The following is a 16,637-nucleotide window of genomic DNA, read 5'->3' as shown; positions in this document are numbered from 1 at the left end:
CGGTGCGCAGGCGCGGGGACGAGGTCGCCGCCGCATCCGCAGGCTGCCCCACGATCTGTTGCAGGACCGGCAGAAGCTGCTCGGCGTCGGCGTGCTCCAGGAAGACGACGTTGACGTCCTGACTGGCCCGCGCCCGCCCGTCCAGATCGGCGATCAGGCCGCGCACCCGCGACAGCGCCTGCCCGTCCCCGCGCAGCACCAGCGCATTGGAGCTTTCGACCGGGGTGATCGTCACCAGTCCCGGCCCGCCGGGACCGCCCGTCACCTGTTGCAGCACGCCCGCGATCTCGCGCGCCGAGGCGTTCTCCAGCGCCACCACCTCATAGGCCGAACGGTCCACGTCGATGCGGCCGACCAGCGCCCGGATGCGCGACAGGTTGTCGGCGAAGTCGGCCACCACCACGCTGTTGGCGCCGGGGTTGGCCAGCACCTGCCCTTGCGCCCCGACCAGAGGCCGGATCGTCTCGGCTGCCGAGGCGGCGTCGATGTGGCGAAGGGTGAAGACCTCGGTCGAGAACCGCTCGGCGCCGACGGTGGCCGGGCCCTGCGCCGCGCCCTGCGCCGGACTGATGCGATAGGCGCCCGACGACGTCGGCGTCACCACCAGACCATTGGCCCGCAGCGTCGACAGGAAGACCTCGAACAGCTGAGCCCGGGTCAGGGCGCGCGGGCTGGACACCGTCACTGTGCCCGTCACCGCCGGATCGACGATGAAGGTGCGCCCCGTCGTGCGCGCCACATCCTGCACGAAGGCGCGGATGTCGGCGTTCTGGACATTCAGCGTCTGGCGCGATTCCTGCGCCATCACCGGCGCGGCGGCCAGCGGCTGGACCGCCAGAACAGCGGCCAGCACGCCGGTCAACAGAGAGCGGTTACGGGCCTTCATGGGCGCGTCCTTACGGTGGTGGAGCGGACCTGACCGTCGCGCTCGAACTGGATCTGGGCCGAGGGGGCGTCGGCCAACTGGCCGCGCAGGGCGGCAAGCGCCTGCGGGCTGTTCAGGGCCGTGCCGTTGACCGACAGGATGACGTCGCCTGAGCGCAGGCCTGCATTGCGCAGCTCGCCCCCGTCGCCCGAGGCGGACACGGTCAGCCCCTTGATCCCCAAGCCCTGAATGCGCGGCCGCAGCCCCGCCTGGGCGATCAGACGTTGAGGATCGACCACCACGCCTTCGGCCGGGGCCGGTTCAGGCGCAGAGACGGCGGGTTGCGCCGTCGTCGCGGGCGCAACAGAGGCTGCGCCGGACGTCATGTCGGGAAAATCGAGACGGAACGGCGCGCCGCCACGCGACAGCATGACGTGGTCGGGGGCGACGGCGCTCAGGGTCAGCCCCGGCTCCACCTCCTCGCCCGCGCCGACCGAGACCTGGCGTCCGTCCGCCAGACCGATGATGGCCGAGCCGCCGCCCGCACCATCCGCGCGCACGCCGAACAGGCTCAGGCCGCCGCCGTCCGACGACGCCGCCTCGGCCCCGCCTCCGCCGTTACGGAAGAAGGCGTCGAAGCGCGACAGCACGCCCAGGTCGACCGCCGGCAGAGGCCGCGCATGCATCGCTTGCGGCGTCGGCGCCGCGAACAGCCAGACCAGCCGCCCCGGTCTGCACCAGAAGAAGCAGGATCAGCGCCGCCTCGACCACGCGCCGCAACGGCGGACGACGAAGGGACAGGCGGCCAAGGGACAGGCCGCCCTTGCCCCACGAAACGGCGCTCAGTTTGCGAAGGCCAGCGAGCAAGGAAGACATCCCCAACGGCCTCTCGCGGCCGCAACGCCTCCCTAGGCGGATGCTCCGTACCCGGCTCGCTCCGAACCATGACAGCGCCGAGAAGTTGTCACGACAGATGCGGCGGGTTCAGACGATATGACGCGAAACATTCACCCTCTCTCAACAGGAGAGGGATAAAAAAGCCGGGAGGCCGCTAGACCTCCCGGCTCAAGATCAGGCTCAGTCTGCGCTTAGAAACGCGCCGTCAGGCTGACCGAGGCGCTCTGGCCCAGATCGTACTGGTTGATGCGGATCTTGTTGCCCTTCTCCTGGTACTCCTCGAAGTCCGTCCCGAGCAGGTTGCGCAGCTCCAGGGCGAAGCCCAGGTCGCGGCCCTTCACGGTGAAGTCCTTGCGATAGACGAAGTCGAGGAAGGCGCCCGGCTCCTGCACATAGTCCGGCTCGCGCGCCGTGCCGACGCCCGCGCCGCGCGCGGTGGTCCGCTCCGAGACATAGTTCAGGATGAAGGTCGCCTGCGAGCGGGCCGTGTCGTCTTCCCAACCCAGTTGCAGGTTGGCGACGTGCTCGGACTGCCCCTGCATGCGGCTGCCGTCCTGGATGAAGAAGGACGCCTGTTCGGGACGGCCGCCGCCGCCCAGGGTGATGACGGTGTCGCCCTCGCCGACCGAAACCTCGGAGTCCGACCAGGTGTAGTTAGCCTGCACCAGCCAGCGCTTGTTGGAGATGAAGGCCGCCTGATCGGCGAACTCGAAGTATTTCTTCACCTCGGCCTCGACGCCCATGACGGTCGCTTCCGGCGCGTTCAGGAAGGTCTGCTGGCGCTGGTTGCCGACATCGACGATCACGGCTTCGACCGGCTTGTCCAGCTTCTTGTAGAAGACGCCCGCCGTGACGAACTGCTGACGGCCGAAATACCATTCCCAGCGCGCGTCCAGGTTCAGGATCTCGGTGTCCGTCAGATATGGGTTGCCGATGAAGACGCGATCGCTTTCCGGGTCGGTGTAGGCCTGGGGCGCCAGTTCGCGGAACTGCGGACGGCCGATGGTCTTGGACGCGCCGAAGCGCAGTTGTTGATCCTCGGTGAAGTTCCACGTCGCGGTGAACGACGGCAGCCAGTACTGCTCTTCGATCTCCGTCGCCTCATAGGCGGGCGTTCCGCCGAACAGGTCGCGCGGGGTCACGCTCTGCTGGCCGTCCTCGAAGCGGACGCCGAAGGTGGTGCGCACGGTCGGCACGAACTCGGCGTCGACCATGGCGTAGACGGCGTTGACCTTCATCTCCGCATCATAGGCGTTGGCGCCGTTCGAACCGGCGATCTCGCGCAGCTGCAGGGTCCACGGATTGATGTTGTAGTCCGAGAACAGATAGTCGATCCGCGCCCGGCGCTGGCTGTCGGTCAGGCCGTTGACGGCCTCGAACTGCAGGTCGTGACGTTCGGCCGAGCGGGTGTTGTCCAGGGTCGAGGCGCCGACGCTGATGGTCGCCTCGCGGCCCGCCGCCATCGGCAGCTTGTAGGCCAGGTCCACGCCGCCGGACCAGATTTCGTCGTCCAGCTCGCTGAACGAGATCTGGTTGCCCTGGACGTTGTGGATCAAGCGGTCCTGGGCGTCGACGCCGTACTGGAAGCGCGATTCATAGGGAGCGTCGCGCGAGGTCTTGGCGTAGGCCGCGCGCCAGTCCAGCTTCCACTCGCCGTCCGCGCCGAAGTAGTGCTCGCCCGCCAGCTGGCTGGTGAACAGCTGACGCACGAACCACTCGGTGTAGTCGTTGCGGATCACGCTGCCGCCAGCGTCGAAGTCCGGCCCGGCCGAGGTGCGGGCGCGCTTGGTCGTGGTGCGGACGTAGAGGTTGGTCCACTTCACCTCATGATCGTCAGTCGTCAGCGACAGGCCGCCCAGGAAGTTCAGGCGCACGTCGTTCTGGTTGGACTCGACGTCGAAGGTCGAGACCGGCACCAGGTCGTCGCCCTGGAACTGGCCCTCTTCCTGGATCGCCTGACGGGTGCGCCAGGAGTTATCGTAGCCGGCCACGGCGATGACGCCCAGGTCGCCGATCTCGGTCGGGGTGCGGAACCCGCCCGCCAGTTCCAGGCTGCCATCGACCGGCGTCTGCTGACGCTGCATCAGACGCAGCGGCGCATTGACCATCGAGCGCCCCATCCGCTGCAGCTCGGCGGCCGAGAAGTTGGCCATGTTGATCTGCTTGCCGGTGCGGAAGGCCAGGTCGATCGGCCCCGGAATCTTGCGGGTCTCGTCGTCGAAGCCGGTCCAGTCGGTGTCCGAGCCGTAATAGACCAGGTTGTCGCGGCCCGTCGTCTCGGTGTTGCCGCCGACGCCCGCCTTGAAGGTCAGGAAGGGCTCGGCCGGGGCGTCCACGGTGCGCAGGTCGATGACCCCGCCGCCGAACTCGCCCGGATAGTTGGGGGAATAGGACTTCTGAACCGTCACGCCCGCCAGGATGCTGGAGGGGAACAGGTCCAGCGGCACCACGCGCTGCAGCGGCTCGGGGCTGGGCAGCGGCGAACCGTTCAGCAGGGCCGAGGAATAGCGCTCGCCCAGGCCGCGCACATAGACGAAGCGGCCTTCGACGATCGACAGGCCGGTCACGCGGGTCAGGGCGGCGGCGGCGGTGGAGTCGCCGGTGCGTTGCAGGTCTTCCGACGTCAGGAAAGCGGCCACCTCGGCGCTCTGACGGTTCGGCTGCGGGATGTTGCGGCCCAGGACGACGATGTCGCCCAGCTGGGTGGCCGGGGTCTGCGACACCTGATCCGGGCTTTCCGGATCGGCGGGCAATTCATTGCTCAGAGCCACGGCGGCGACGGGAGCGGACGCCTGGGCGAGCGCGAGGCTGGGCGCGCCGAAAGCGGCGACCAGGGCGCTGCTGGCCAGCAGCAGCCCGTTACGGGTCAGGGTCTTGTTCTTCATGTTCGGCTGCCTTGCGTAGGTCGAGAGAGGCTGGACGCTCAAAGGGTCGGCGGCGGCCCTTTCGGACCGCCGCCTCGCCAGAGGGTTCATCAGCACTTCGCGTTGGCGGTCAGGCCGCAGGTCCAGCCCTGCCACCAGGTGTCCGAGGCGTTCTTCACGGCGCCGATGTAGTCGGTGTCGACGAAGGCGGCGTGGACGCTGGAAGCCTTGAACGGAGTCACGGCGGCTTCGTTGGCGCCGTTGATGAAGGTCAGCGACTGGTTGGCGATGGTCACGCCTGCGGTCGGCGCCGTCAGGGTCGACGTCCCATTGGCCGTGTTGTTCGTACCGGCCTTGAAGACCGTTTCCGAACGCGTCGCATTGTTCGGACGGTAGGAAATCCCGCACGACATGAAGACCGAGTTGAACACCGGGTTCACGCTGGCGGTGTCGGCGTCGGCGATATCCAGGCAACCGGCCTTGGAGCCGGCCACGCTGGTGAAGACCGAGTTGACCACGGTCGCCTTGGTGCCCGTGTCGAAGTGGGCGACGGTGTGGGCGTCGGTCGGCGAGTTGCGGCCCACCATCGTCCAGTTGGCGATCTTGGGTTGCGAGTTGTAGCGCTGGGCCAGCGGCGTCGAGGCCGGGGCGGCCGAGAACTCGAAACCGGCCGAGCGGCTGGTCGCGTTCGGGGCGCGCTGGGTCACGATGCCGAACTGGGCGCCGCCGCGCCAGCCGGTGTCGGTGTCGAAGGCGTCGTCGTCGGCGCCGTTGATGACGATGCGCTTCAGGTTGACGTTGCCGCCGAAGATTTCGATGCCGTCGTCCGACGAGTTGTAGGACTGGACGTATTCGATGGTCGTGCCCGCGCCGACGCCGGCCAGGGTCAGGGCCTGCAGCTCGTTGCCGGTCGAAATCTCAAAGCCCGAGTAGCGGATCTGGACGTAGCGCAGACGGCCCGAGTTGTCGTTGACGTTGCCGCCGCCGTAGAAGGCGTTGGTGCCTTCCACCTGGCCGGTGCAGGTGACCGGCGCGGTCAGCTGGCAGTTGGCCTGGGGCGCGCGGCCGGCGATGACGATGCCGCCCCACTGGCCGTGCGAGTTCTCGGTCGTCGCGCCTTCGACGTTCTGGCGGCTGGTGAAGACGATCGGCTGCGAGGCCGTGCCTTCGGCGTAGATCTGCGAGCCGCGGTTCACCAGCAGGTAGTCGCCGCCGCCCGAGGCGAAGATGGTGACGCCCGCTTCGACCGTCAGGATGCCCTGCGTGCCCGTGCTGGCCGAGGCGTCGACGCCGCCGTCGGTGCCGACGGCCGTGCGGCCCGAGATGGAGTAGATGGTGCCGGCGCGCAGCGGCACGGTCAGCGCGCCGTTGATCTGTTGCGGCAGCTGGCAGTTGCGCAGCGTGCCGTTGGCCATGGTGCCGACGTTGGCGAAGCCGGTCGGGCAGTCAGCCGCGGCCTGGCCGTTGCCGCCATTGCCGTTCCCATTGCCGTTGCCGTTGCCGTTCCCATTGCCGAAGTCGCCTTCGCCGGGCGAGGCCACCTCGGCGGAGCCGCCGCAGGCCGCCAGGGCGAGCGCGCTGGCCGCCACGGCGAGCATGGTCTTGAAGCTGCTGTTCATCGTCATCCACCGGTCTGGTCAAAAGATGCGACAGTGGGCGGCCTGTCCGTCACGGACGGCCCTGCTTCCCTCCTGCCTCGGCGGCATGGATAGCGACTGCGGTTTCCGAAGCTTGCGCGCTTCAATGACGGATCGGCTTAGGTTTCTTGCCGTTTTGTCGCCGCTTGAGTGACAAAATGTCCGGTGACGGAGGTAGCGCCTCGCCCTCCCGCGCCTCAAAGCCGCGGCCGAGGTCCGTGTGACGCTTGTATCCAGGACGCGTCTGGCGCAACACAGCGCGCCGGTCTTCCCGCCGGTCCCGACACACAAGAAGACGAGACACCGAATGGGCGGCTGGAACGTGCGTAAGCGCATCACTGTCAACGCGCAGGAACGCAGCCTGACCCGCAGTCTCAGCTGGCCGCACCTGATGGCCATGGGCGTGGGCGCCATCGTCGGCACCGGCATCCTGACCCTGATCGGCATCGGCGCGGACAAGGCCGGCCCGGCCGTCCTGCTGTCCTTCCTGATCGCGGGTTTCGTCTGCGCCTGCGCCGCCCTGGCCTATGCCGAAATGGCCTCGACCATCCCCGCCTCGGGCAGCGCCTACACTTACAACTACGTGGTCCTGGGCGAGGTCGTCGCCTGGATCATCGGCTGGAGCCTGATCCTGGAATACAGCCTGGTGGTCAGCGCCGTGGCCGTCAGTTGGTCCGGCTATGCGGCGCCCCTGCTGCACGACTGGCTGGGCCTGCCCATGGCCTTGATGCAGGGACCGCACGCGGGCGGCGTCGCCAACGTCCCGGCCCTGTTCATCATCCTGGTTATCGCCGGAATGCTGATCATCGGCACCCGCAAGAGCGCCACGCTGAACCTGGCCCTGGTGGTCGTGAAGCTGTCGGCCCTGGTGCTGTTCGTCTGGTTCGCCCTGCCCCACTTCAACGCCGCCAATCTGGAGCCGTTCAATCCCTACGGCTTCGGCCGCACCATGGGCGAGGACGGGGTCGAGCGCGGCATCATGGCCGCCGCGGCCATCATCTTCTCGGCCTTCTACGGCTTCGACGCCATCGCCACTGCGGCCGAAGAAACCCGCAATCCCAAGCGCGACCTGGCCATCGGCATCATCGGCTCCATGCTGGTCTGCGCGGCCATCTACACCGTCATCGCCACGGCGGCCCTGGGCGCGACCTCCTTCACCCTGTTCGCCAACAGCCCCGAACCGCTGGCCCTGATCCTGCGCGAGATCGGCCAGCCCGGCGCCGCCCACTTCCTGGCCGTGACGGCGGTGCTGACCCTGCCGACCGTCATCCTGGCCTTCTTCTACGGCCAGAGCCGCATCTTCTTCGTCATGGCGCGCGACGGCCTGCTGCCGCGCGGCCTGTCGCAGCTCTCGGCCAAGGGCGCGCCCCTGCGCATCACCCTGTTCACCGCCGCCGTGGTGGGGACCATCTCCCTGTTCTTCCCGCTGGACGAGATCGTCGCCCTGGCCAACGCCGGGACGCTGGTGGCCTTCAGCTCAGTGGCGCTGTGCATGCTGATCCTGCGCCGTCGCTCGCCGGACCTGCCGCGCGGCTTCCGCACGCCGCTGGCCTGGGTCATCGGCCCGATCGCCATCGCCGGCTGCCTCTATCTGCTGGCCAGCCTGCCGCAGAAGACGCAAGCGTGGTTCCTGATCTGGAACGTCATCGGCGTCGGCGCCTATCTGCTCTACGGCCGTCGCTTCAGCGTCGCCCGTCGTGAGGCCAAGGAAGCCGAACAGGCCGTCGCCGACTGATCCATACAGGGGGCGCTGCGACCGGCGCCCCCGCTAATCCGCAACCGGCCCAGGCGGTCCCCGGCGCCGCCTGCTATCCAGACGCCTCGCCCCGATGGCCGGATGGCGGAGCGGTTACGCGGCGGAGTGCATATCCGTCCAGCCTGGTTCGATTCCAGGTCCGGCCTCCATCGGGGCGCCCTGCCGTTCAGGAGCCGCCCCCCATGCGTCGCCCCATGCATCGCCCCGCGCCCCCGATCGACGCCGTGGACTGGCTGAACACGCTCGACCCGGTGCGTCTGGAAGACCTGCGCGGCAAGGTCGTCTGCATCGCCTTCCTGCAACGCCTCTGCCCCGGCTGCTCCCACTACGCCCTGCCCCAGGCCCGGCGCGTGGCCGAGACCTTCACCTCCGGCGAGGTCGCCGTTCTGGGCGTCCACAGCGTGTTCGAACATCACGACCAGCAGTCGGACCGCGCGGGCCTGACCCAATGGCTGGCCGAGCACGGTTGCCGTTTCCCCGTCGCCGTCGACGCGCCTTCGGCCGACACCACCGCGCCGCGCACCATGACCGCCTTCAATCTTCAGGGCACGCCCAGTCTGGTGCTGGTCGACCGGCTGGGCCGGATGCGGATGCGCCGCTTCGGCCCCGTCGCGGACATGATGCTGGGCGCCGAGATCATGGCCCTGCTGCTGGAGCCTGCAACCGTCGCGTGAAAAGCTGCACCGCCTGCTTGCCCCAGCGTCAAATGCTCATTTTATTGAGCATCCAGAACACAAAATCAGTGACTTAGGCCAAAACCATAAAGGGCTTGGCGCCTGATCCGTTATCGTGCCCACTATCCTGGACGGCGAACCAGAGGGGATCGCCTTCACAGTGAGCAGACGATATGGCCGCCCCCTTCTCCACGGATAAGGTCTTCATCGGCGGCGTCTGGCGCCCCGCAGGGGGCGAAGCGACCCTGCCGATCGAGAACCCATCGACCGGCGAGGTCATGGGCCAGCTTGCCGCCGGAACCGCCGCCGACGTGGACGCGGCCGTCTACGCCGCGCGCGCCGCCTTCGGCGGAGACTGGAGCCGGACCACCGCCGTCGAGCGCGGCCGCATCCTGGCCCGCATGGGACGCGAGGTCGAAGCCCGCATCGACATGCTGGCCGAACTGGAAGCCCTCGACGTCGGCAAGCCGCTGAAGCAGGCCCGCAACGACGTGATCGCCCTGGCCCGCTACCTCGAATTCTACGCGGGCGCGGCGGACAAGCTGCACGGCGAGACCATTCCCTTCCAGGACGGCTACACCGTCTACACCCTGCGCGAGCCGCACGGGGTGACGGGCCACATCATCCCGTGGAACTATCCGATGCAGATCATCGGCCGCTCCGTCGTGGCGGCCCTGTGCGTCGGCAACGCCGTGGTGCTGAAGCCCGCCGAGCAGGCGTCGCTGACCGCCCTCGCCTTCGCCCATATCGCCGCCGATTGCGGCCTGCCCGCAGGCGCGCTGAATGTCGTAACCGGCACGGGGGCCGAGGCGGGCGCGGCTCTGGCGGCGCATCCGGGGATCAACCACCTGTCCTTCACCGGCTCGACCGGGGTGGGCGTGGCCATCCAGCAGGCGGCGGCGCTCAACGCCGTTCCGGTGACGCTGGAGCTGGGCGGCAAGTCGCCCCAGCTGGTCTTCGACGACGCCGATCTGGACAAGGCCCTGCCCTTCCTCGTCAACGCGGGCGTCCAGAACGCAGGCCAGACCTGCTCAGCCGGATCGCGCGTCCTGGTCCAGCGCGGCGTCTATGACGAGGTCGTGCGCCGCATGGCCGAACGCTTCGCCGCCCTGACCGTCGGCCCCGCAATGGACGACCGCGATGTCGGCCCGCTGGTGTCCAAGAAGCAGCAGGCCATGGTCGACAGCTTCATCGAAAAGGGCCGCGCCGACGGCCTGATCGTGGCGCAGGCGACCCTGGCCGACCTGCCGTCCGGCGGCGCCTATGTCGCACCCACCCTGTTCGCAAACGTCGCGCCCGACCACCCGCTGGCGCAGCAGGAAATCTTCGGCCCCGCCGTCGTCGTCATCCCCTTCGACACCGAGGAGGACGCCGTCGCCATCGCCAACGGCACCGATTACGGCCTCGTCGCGGGCGTCTGGACCGCCGACGGCGGGCGGCAGATGCGGCTGGCGAAGCGGCTGCGCGCCGGACAGGTCTTCATCAACAACTACGGCGCGGCAGGCGGGGTCGAACTGCCCTTCGGCGGCGTCGGCAAATCGGGCCACGGTCGCGAGAAGGGGTTCGAGGCGCTCTACGCCTTCACCACCCTCAAGACCGTCGCGGCCCATCACGGATAGCGCAAGGGAGTAGCGTCTTGGAGGGGAACAGATCGAAGCGGCTGGAGGGCAAGCGAGCGATCGTCACGGGCGGGGCCTCCGGCTTCGGCGCCGGAATCGCGCGCCGCTTCGCCGAGGAAGGCGCCCGCGTCATCGTCGCCGACCTGAACGGCGAGGACGCCCGCACGCTGGCCGCTGAACTGGGCGACGCCGATCTGGGCGTAAAGGTCGACGTGTCCAGCGCCGCTGACGTGGCCGCCCTGGCCGAAACCGCTGAGCGCCTGCTGGGCGGCGTCGACATCGTGGTCAACAACGCGGGCGTCGGCCACACGCCCCAACCGCTGGACGAACTGTCGGACGAAGCCTTCGACCGCATCGCCGCCGTCAACATGCGCTCCATCTATCTGATGTCGAAGGCCTTCGTCCCCGCGATGAAGGCGCAAGGGTCCGGCGCCATTCTGAACATCGCCTCGACCGGCGGGGTCAGCCCCCGCCCGAACCTGACCTGGTACAACGCCTCAAAGGGCTGGGTCATCACGGCGACGCGGGCCATGGCGGTCGAACTGGCGCCCTTCCAGGTGCGGGTGAACGCGCTGAACCCGGTGGCGGGCGACACCCCCCTGCTGAAGACCTTCATGGGCGAGGACACGCCCGAGGTGCGGGCCAAGTTCCTGGCCTCCATCCCCATCGGCCGCTTCTCGACGCCCGAGGATATGGGCGCCGCCGCCGCCTTCCTCTGTTCGGACGACGCCTCGATGATCACGGGCGTGGCGCTGGAGGTCGACGGTGGCCGCTGCATCTGACCGTGTGTTCAAACTGCTGGTCCTGCCCGGCGACGGCATCGGACCGGAGATCATCCGCGAGACCCTACGCGTCGTCGACTGGGCCCGGAACGCCGGGCTGCGGATTGAACTGAGCGAGGGATTGGCGGGCGGCGCCAGCATCGACATCGTCGGCGCGCCCATCGCCGAGGACGTGGTCGAGCAGGCGCTGGCCTCCGACGCCGTCCTGTTCGGCGCGGTCGGCGGGCCGAAGTGGGACCACCTGCCCCGCGCCCAGCGCCCCGAGATGGGCATCCTGCGCCTGCGTCAGGCGCTGGACCTCTACGCCAACCTGCGCCCCGCTGTCTGTTTCGACGAACTGCTGGACGCCTCGGCGCTGAAGCCCGAGTTGATCCGGGGCCTCGACATCCTGATCGTGCGCGAAGCGACGGCAGGCGTCTATTTCAGCCTGCCCCGCGCCAATGAGGTCGGCCCCGACGGCCAGCGCCGCGCCTATGACACCCAGGCCTATACCGAGGCCGAGATCGCCCGCGTCTGCCGCACAGCCTTCGAGCTGGCTCGCACCCGCCAGCGCAGCGTCTGCTCGGTGGACAAGGCCAACGTCATGGAAACCGGCGCCCTGTGGCGGGCCGTCGCGAGCGAGGTCGCCTCCGACTATCCCGACGTGGAGTTGAGCCACATGTACGCCGACAACTGCGCCATGCAGTTGGTGCGACGCCCGGCCCAGTTCGACGTCATCGTCACCGACAACCTGTTCGGCGACATCCTGTCGGACGCGGCGGCGGCCCTGACCGGCTCGCTGGGCCTGCTGCCCTCGGCCTCCCTGTCCGGGCTTGGGCAGGGCGGCAACAGCCGGGGCCTGTATGAACCGATCCACGGCTCGGCGCCCGATATCGCCGGACAGGGCGTCGCCAACCCGATCGCGACCATCCTGTCCTTCGCCCTGTGCCTGCGCTGGTCGTTCGACCGCGCCGATCTGGCCGACCGGCTTGAGCGCGCCGTTCGGCACGTCGTGTCCAGCGGCGTCCGCACCCCGGATATCGCCCACCCCGGCGTCGCCGCCGTTTCCACCATTGAGATGACCGACGCGGTTCTGGCCGCCTTGGCTGCCGAGTGAGGTTCCACCGATGAGCGCCCCGACCCTGCAGACCGTCATGGACCTGATCGACGGCCGCACCGACGAATTGGTCGCCCTGACCCAGGATCTGATCCGCTTCCCCACCATCAACCCGCCGGGCGAGGCCTATCGCCCCTGCGCCGAATACATCGGCGAGCGGCTGAAGACGCGCGGTTTCACCGTCGAATATGTGCGCGGCGAAGGCTCGCCGGGCGACAGCGACCAATACCCGCGCACCAACGTCATCGCCCGCTGGACCGGCTCTGAACCGGGGCCTTGCGTCCACTTCAACAGCCACATCGACGTGGTCGAGGTCGGCGCCGGCTGGACCGTCGATCCCTTCGGCGGCGAGGTGAAGGACGGCAAAGTCTACGGTCGCGGTGCCTGCGACATGAAGGGCGGGCTGGCCGCCTCCATCATCGCGGTCGAGGCCCTGATCGATTCCGGCCTGCCCCTGCCCGGCGCGCTGGAGATATCCGGCACGGTGGACGAGGAGTCCGGCGGCTACGGCGGCGTCGCCTATCTGGCCGAGCGCGGCTGGTTTTCCGAGCCGCGCGTCAACCACGTCATCATCCCCGAGCCGCTGAACGTCGACCGGGTCTGCATCGGTCACCGCGGCGTCTGGTGGGCCGAGATCGAGACCAAGGGCCGCATCGCCCACGGCTCCATGCCATTCCTGGGCGACTCGGCCATCCGCCACATGGGCGCGGTGATGGAAGAGTTCGAGAGCAAGCTCTATCCCGCCATGGCCGCCCGCCATTCCGACATGCCGGTCGTCCCTGAAGGCGCGCGTCAGTCGACCATGAACATCAACTCCATCCACGGCGGTCAGGCCGAGGGCTTCGACGGCCTGCCCGCGCCCTGCGTCGCCGATTCCAGCCGTATGGTCATCGACCGCCGCTTCCTGATCGAGGAGACGCTGGAGGACGTGAAGGGCGAGGTGAAGGCCATCCTCGACGGGCTGGCGGCCCAGCGCCACGGCTTCCGCTATGAGATGCGCGACCTGTTCCAGGTGGCCCCCAGCATGGCCGACCGCGACGGCCCCGTGGCCAGCACGACCGCCGCCGCCATCGAGACGGTGCTGGGCAAGAAGGCCCAGTTCGTCTGTTCGCCCGGCACCTATGACCAGAAGCACATCGACCGTATCGGCAAGCTGAAGGACTGCATCGCCTACGGCCCCGGCGTGCTGGATCTGGCGCACCAACCGGACGAATGGGTGGGCATCGACGACATGACCAACTCAGCCAAGGTCATGGCTAGGGCGGCCTATGATCTGCTGACCCGCAAGCGGAGCTGACAGGATGGCGCGTGGCGACATGGAAGAAGAGAACATCATCGGCCCGCGCCTGCGCGCCCTTCGGGATCGCCTGGGCCTGTCGCAGCGCGCCCTGGCGCGCAAGGCCGGTGTGCCGTCCAGCACCGTCAGCCTGGTCGAGAGCGGCCGCACCAGCCCCTCGGTCGGCTCGCTGAAACGCCTTCTGGACGCGGCGGGCATATCGCTGGGCGACTTCTTCAGCTCGGAGTTCGAGACCCCGACCAAATACTTCTATCGCCACGACGAACTGACCGACATTTCACGCGGCGAAGTCTCCTACCGTCAGCTGGGCTCCAGCCAGGATTCCAGCCTGCAGATCCTGCACGAGACCTATCAGCCCGGCTCGGATAGCGGCCGGGTCATGCTGTCCCACGAGGGAGAGGAAGGCGGCATGATCATCTCCGGCCGCCTGGAAGTCACCGTCGACGGCCAGTCGCGGGTGCTGAAGGCGGGCGAAGGCTATCTGTTTCCCAGCGTCCTGCCGCACCGCTTCCGCAACATCGGCGACGCGCCCTGCGTGGTCATCAGCGCCTGCACGCCGCCGACCTTCTAACGGCGCCGTTGCGAATGATCAGTATTCCGATCATTGGATTATTTTATCCTTACGCGACAGGAAGATAGGCACCCAAAGAAACAGTCTTGCTCCAAATCGACCCAGGGCAGCTACTGATTGCCGAGGGAAGAGAGATTTCCGTCGCCGACAGAGCAGCCGCACAAATGTGCTGCATTGCACAAGACGTCGACTACGGAGATAGTTCGGCGACCGGGCAGTCCCGGCCGCGACGGCTGAACGCGGCCATAGACCGCGACGGCCTCATGGGGAGGAAGACGATGAATCGTCTGATGGTCAGCGTTTCCGCCGGGGCCCTGTTCGCCCTGTCCGCCACCTCCGTCGCCGCGCAGCGCGCGCCCGACGAGCCGGCCGCCACCACGGTCGACGAGGTCATCGTCACCGCCCAGCGCCGTGAACAGGCGGCCCAGGACGTGGGCATCGCCCTCAGCGTCCTCAGCGGTGAAAGCCTGACGCAGCAGGGCGTCACCAACGTCAACCAGCTTCAGAACGCCACGCCCAACCTGGAGGTCGAACCGGCCTTCGGCGGCGGCGCGGCCCAGTTCCGCATGCGCGGCGTCGGCTTTCAGGACTACGCCTCCAACAACTCGCCCACGGTCGGCGTCTATGTGAACGAGGTCGCCTATCCGGTCCCCGTCATGACGCAGGGACTGATCTTCGACATCGACCGGGTCGAGGTGCTGCGCGGGCCGCAAGGCACCCTCTACGGCCGCAACACCACCGGCGGCGCCATCAGCTTCGTCACCAAACGCCCGACCGAGGAGCTGTCCGCAGGCCTGATGACCGAATGGGGCAGCCATAACCTGTTCCGGGGCGAGGGCTATGTCTCAGGCCCGCTGGCCGACACCCTGCGCGGCCGTCTGGCCGTCTCGACCGAACAGGGCGGCGCCTGGCAGCGCAACCGCGACACGGGCGGAAAGCCTGGGCGACGCCGACCGCACCGGCGCCCGCGCCCTGCTGGAATGGACGCCCAATGAGACCTTCACGGCCCTGCTCGACGTCCACGGGGGCGTCGACAAGTCCGAGAACCAGGGCCTGTATCTGATCAGCGACCTGCACACCCGCCTGGGGACCGGCCCCGGTCATCCCCGCCGACAAGGACCGCTCCAAGACCGGCTGGGGCCTGTCGCAGCGCTTCGCCGACGCCATCGGCCGCGACGTGAACGCCAAGCCCGGTCGGGACAACTCATCCTGGGGCGCCTCGCTGAACGCCAATCTGGCGCTGAAGGGCATGAGCCTGTCCAGCATCACCAGCTATGAAACCCTGGACCGCAGCGAATACGGCGACTGGGACTCCAGCGCCTCGGTCGAGGCCGACACCTTCTTCGGCAGCGACGTGAAGGTTCTATCGCAGGAACTGCGCCTGGCCTCGGACAACGACAGCCCCCTGACCTGGGTGGCCGGGTTCTACTATTCCAAACAGGATCTCAACGAGCGCTACTTCTCGGACTTCATCGACATCTACAACACCTACGCCCAGGTCACCTATGACCAGAAGGTCGAGTCCTGGAGCCTGTTCGGTCAGGCCGAGTACGCCTTCGCCGAGCGGTGGAAGGCCATCCTGGGCCTGCGCTACGAAGAAGAAACGCGCGAGCTTGAAGGCTTCGGCTCGGCCTTCGGCGGCGCCACCGCCCTGCCCCCGACCAGCGTCGACACCAAGATGACGCCGCTGACCGGCAAGGCGGCGCTGGAGTTCAAGCCCGCCGACAACGTCCTGATCTACGGCTCGGCCAGCCGGGGCGCCAAGTCGGGCGGCTTCACCACCTACAACACCGGCGACAGCAGCGGCATCGAGCCCTTCGATCCGGAAATACTCTGGGCCTATGAGCTGGGCTTCAAGGCCGACCCGTCGCGCGCGGTCCAGATCAACGGCGCGGCCTACTACTACGACTACAACGGCCAGCAGGTGCTGTCGGCCGTCTGCGGCGCCAACGGCCCGGTCGGCCGCTTCACCAACGCCGATTCCAAGATCTACGGCGCGGAACTCGAAGGCGTCTTCCGTCCCACAGCCGGTCTACGGATCAGCCAGAACCTCAGCTACAAGAAGGGCGAATACACCGACTTCATCGACCTGGACATCGGCGCCTGCCAGCAGATTCCCCGCGCCACCGTCTACATCGACAAGTCAGGCCAAAAGATCCCCTTCCCCGCCTGGTCGTACGGCGGCTCGGTCAGCTACGACTGGACGGTCGGCGGCTTCGCGGTCACGGCCGAGGCCAACTACAGCTATCGTGACGAGTACCCGTCCTGGCTGGGCGCCAAATACGATGTCGAGGCCTATTGGCTGGCCAACGCCAGCGTCACCATCGGCCCCGAGGACGCCGCCTGGTCCGTGGCCTTCTGGGCGCGAAACCTGTTCGATCAGGACTACGACCTGACCCGCAACTTCTTCACCAGCGCCGACATCGCCCAACCCGGAACGCCGCGCACCATCGGCGCGCGGCTGACCCTGCGCTACTGATCGATCACCCCGCTCAGTAAATCGAGCATGCAGGTAAAATGTCATTTTTTATCTGCATGTTGCGCCTGACAAGTAACAGTCTTCCCTTTCGTCGCGGTTC

General features: G+C 68.0%; 12 protein-coding genes, 1 tRNA gene and 1 pseudogene. 10 read left to right on the top strand and 4 right to left on the bottom strand.

Features of this window, described 5'->3' with window-relative positions; genetic code table 11:
- Positions 1-190 precede the first annotated feature (190 nt).
- From FGL25_RS17325 to FGL25_RS04630, 4 genes and pseudogenes are all read right to left on the bottom strand, one after another.
- Positions 191-805: pseudogene (locus FGL25_RS17325) on the bottom strand (secretin N-terminal domain-containing protein); the annotation flags it as partial.
- Positions 806-882: 77 nt separating this feature from the next.
- Positions 883-1,551, bottom strand: coding sequence for a type II secretion system protein N (locus tag FGL25_RS04640; RefSeq protein WP_252970025.1), 669 nt, complete (start codon positions 1,549-1,551; stop codon positions 883-885).
- A 402-nt stretch (positions 1,552-1,953) separates the two neighbouring features.
- Positions 1,954-4,647, bottom strand: a complete 2,694-nt coding sequence (locus tag FGL25_RS04635) for a TonB-dependent receptor domain-containing protein (RefSeq protein WP_138141076.1) — start codon at positions 4,645-4,647, stop codon at positions 1,954-1,956.
- Between the two features lie 89 nt (positions 4,648-4,736).
- Positions 4,737-6,251: a hypothetical protein gene (locus FGL25_RS04630; protein WP_046652007.1), complete on the bottom strand. Its 1,515-nt coding sequence runs from the start codon at positions 6,249-6,251 to the stop codon at positions 4,737-4,739.
- A 319-nt stretch (positions 6,252-6,570) separates the two neighbouring features.
- On the opposite strand from FGL25_RS04630, the gene FGL25_RS04625 reads away from it, so the two are divergent.
- The 10 genes from FGL25_RS04625 to FGL25_RS17315 all read left to right on the top strand — a co-directional run bounded on the left by FGL25_RS04625 (position 6,571) and on the right by FGL25_RS17315 (position 16,537).
- Positions 6,571-7,998, top strand: a complete 1,428-nt coding sequence (locus FGL25_RS04625) for an amino acid permease (protein WP_138141075.1) — start codon at positions 6,571-6,573, stop codon at positions 7,996-7,998.
- A gap of 96 nt (positions 7,999-8,094) precedes the next feature.
- Positions 8,095-8,168 (top strand) — tRNA-Cys (locus FGL25_RS04620).
- 33 nt (positions 8,169-8,201) lie between these two features.
- Positions 8,202-8,693, top strand: coding sequence for a redoxin domain-containing protein (locus FGL25_RS04615; RefSeq protein WP_088410021.1), 492 nt, complete (start codon positions 8,202-8,204; stop codon positions 8,691-8,693).
- A 173-nt stretch (positions 8,694-8,866) separates the two neighbouring features.
- A complete protein-coding gene (locus tag FGL25_RS04610; protein WP_138141074.1) occupies positions 8,867-10,312 on the top strand; it encodes an aldehyde dehydrogenase family protein in 1,446 nt (481 codons plus the stop codon).
- Positions 10,313-10,329: 17 nt separating this feature from the next.
- Entirely contained in the window at positions 10,330-11,094 is a 765-nt protein-coding gene (locus tag FGL25_RS04605; RefSeq protein WP_138141073.1) for a glucose 1-dehydrogenase, read from the top strand.
- A 4-nt stretch (positions 11,095-11,098) separates the two neighbouring features.
- Entirely contained in the window at positions 11,099-12,190 is a 1,092-nt protein-coding gene (gene leuB / locus FGL25_RS04600; RefSeq protein WP_252970246.1) for a 3-isopropylmalate dehydrogenase, read from the top strand.
- A 10-nt stretch (positions 12,191-12,200) separates the two neighbouring features.
- Complete coding sequence (locus FGL25_RS04595; protein ID WP_138141071.1) at positions 12,201-13,487, top strand: acetylornithine deacetylase/succinyl-diaminopimelate desuccinylase family protein; 1,287 nt, start codon at positions 12,201-12,203, stop codon at positions 13,485-13,487.
- 4 nt (positions 13,488-13,491) lie between these two features.
- The gene (locus FGL25_RS04590) at positions 13,492-14,058 is read left to right on the top strand and encodes a cupin domain-containing protein (RefSeq protein WP_003165611.1); all 567 of its coding nucleotides are present in this window, start codon (positions 13,492-13,494) and stop codon (positions 14,056-14,058) included.
- A gap of 278 nt (positions 14,059-14,336) precedes the next feature.
- Positions 14,337-15,053, top strand: a complete 717-nt coding sequence (locus FGL25_RS17320; RefSeq protein WP_252970024.1) for a TonB-dependent receptor plug domain-containing protein — start codon at positions 14,337-14,339, stop codon at positions 15,051-15,053.
- Positions 15,054-15,235: 182 nt separating this feature from the next.
- Entirely contained in the window at positions 15,236-16,537 is a 1,302-nt protein-coding gene (locus FGL25_RS17315; RefSeq protein ID WP_252970023.1) for a TonB-dependent receptor, read from the top strand.
- Positions 16,538-16,637: the final 100 nt, after the last annotated feature.

This window comes from Brevundimonas vancanneytii (genome assembly GCF_901421975.1).
Classification (GTDB): Bacteria; Pseudomonadota; Alphaproteobacteria; order Caulobacterales; family Caulobacteraceae; genus Brevundimonas; species Brevundimonas diminuta.
The sequence above is the reverse complement of the archived record's forward strand: the minus strand, read 5'-3'. Positions and strand labels throughout refer to the sequence as shown.

Coding starts and splice junctions, on each gene's coding strand:
- FGL25_RS04595 (WP_138141071.1), top strand. CDS start 12,201: ATGAGCGCCCCGACCCTGCAGACCGTCATGGACCTGATCGACGGCCGC.
- FGL25_RS04640 (WP_252970025.1), bottom strand. CDS start 1,551: ATGCATGCGCGGCCTCTGCCGGCGGTCGACCTGGGCGTGCTGTCGCGC.
- FGL25_RS04630 (WP_046652007.1), bottom strand. CDS start 6,251: ATGACGATGAACAGCAGCTTCAAGACCATGCTCGCCGTGGCGGCCAGC.
- FGL25_RS04615 (WP_088410021.1), top strand. CDS start 8,202: ATGCGTCGCCCCATGCATCGCCCCGCGCCCCCGATCGACGCCGTGGAC.
- FGL25_RS04610 (WP_138141074.1), top strand. CDS start 8,867: ATGGCCGCCCCCTTCTCCACGGATAAGGTCTTCATCGGCGGCGTCTGG.
- FGL25_RS04625 (WP_138141075.1), top strand. CDS start 6,571: ATGGGCGGCTGGAACGTGCGTAAGCGCATCACTGTCAACGCGCAGGAA.
- FGL25_RS04635 (WP_138141076.1), bottom strand. CDS start 4,647: ATGAAGAACAAGACCCTGACCCGTAACGGGCTGCTGCTGGCCAGCAGC.
- FGL25_RS17320 (WP_252970024.1), top strand. CDS start 14,337: ATGAATCGTCTGATGGTCAGCGTTTCCGCCGGGGCCCTGTTCGCCCTG.
- FGL25_RS04590 (WP_003165611.1), top strand. CDS start 13,492: ATGGCGCGTGGCGACATGGAAGAAGAGAACATCATCGGCCCGCGCCTG.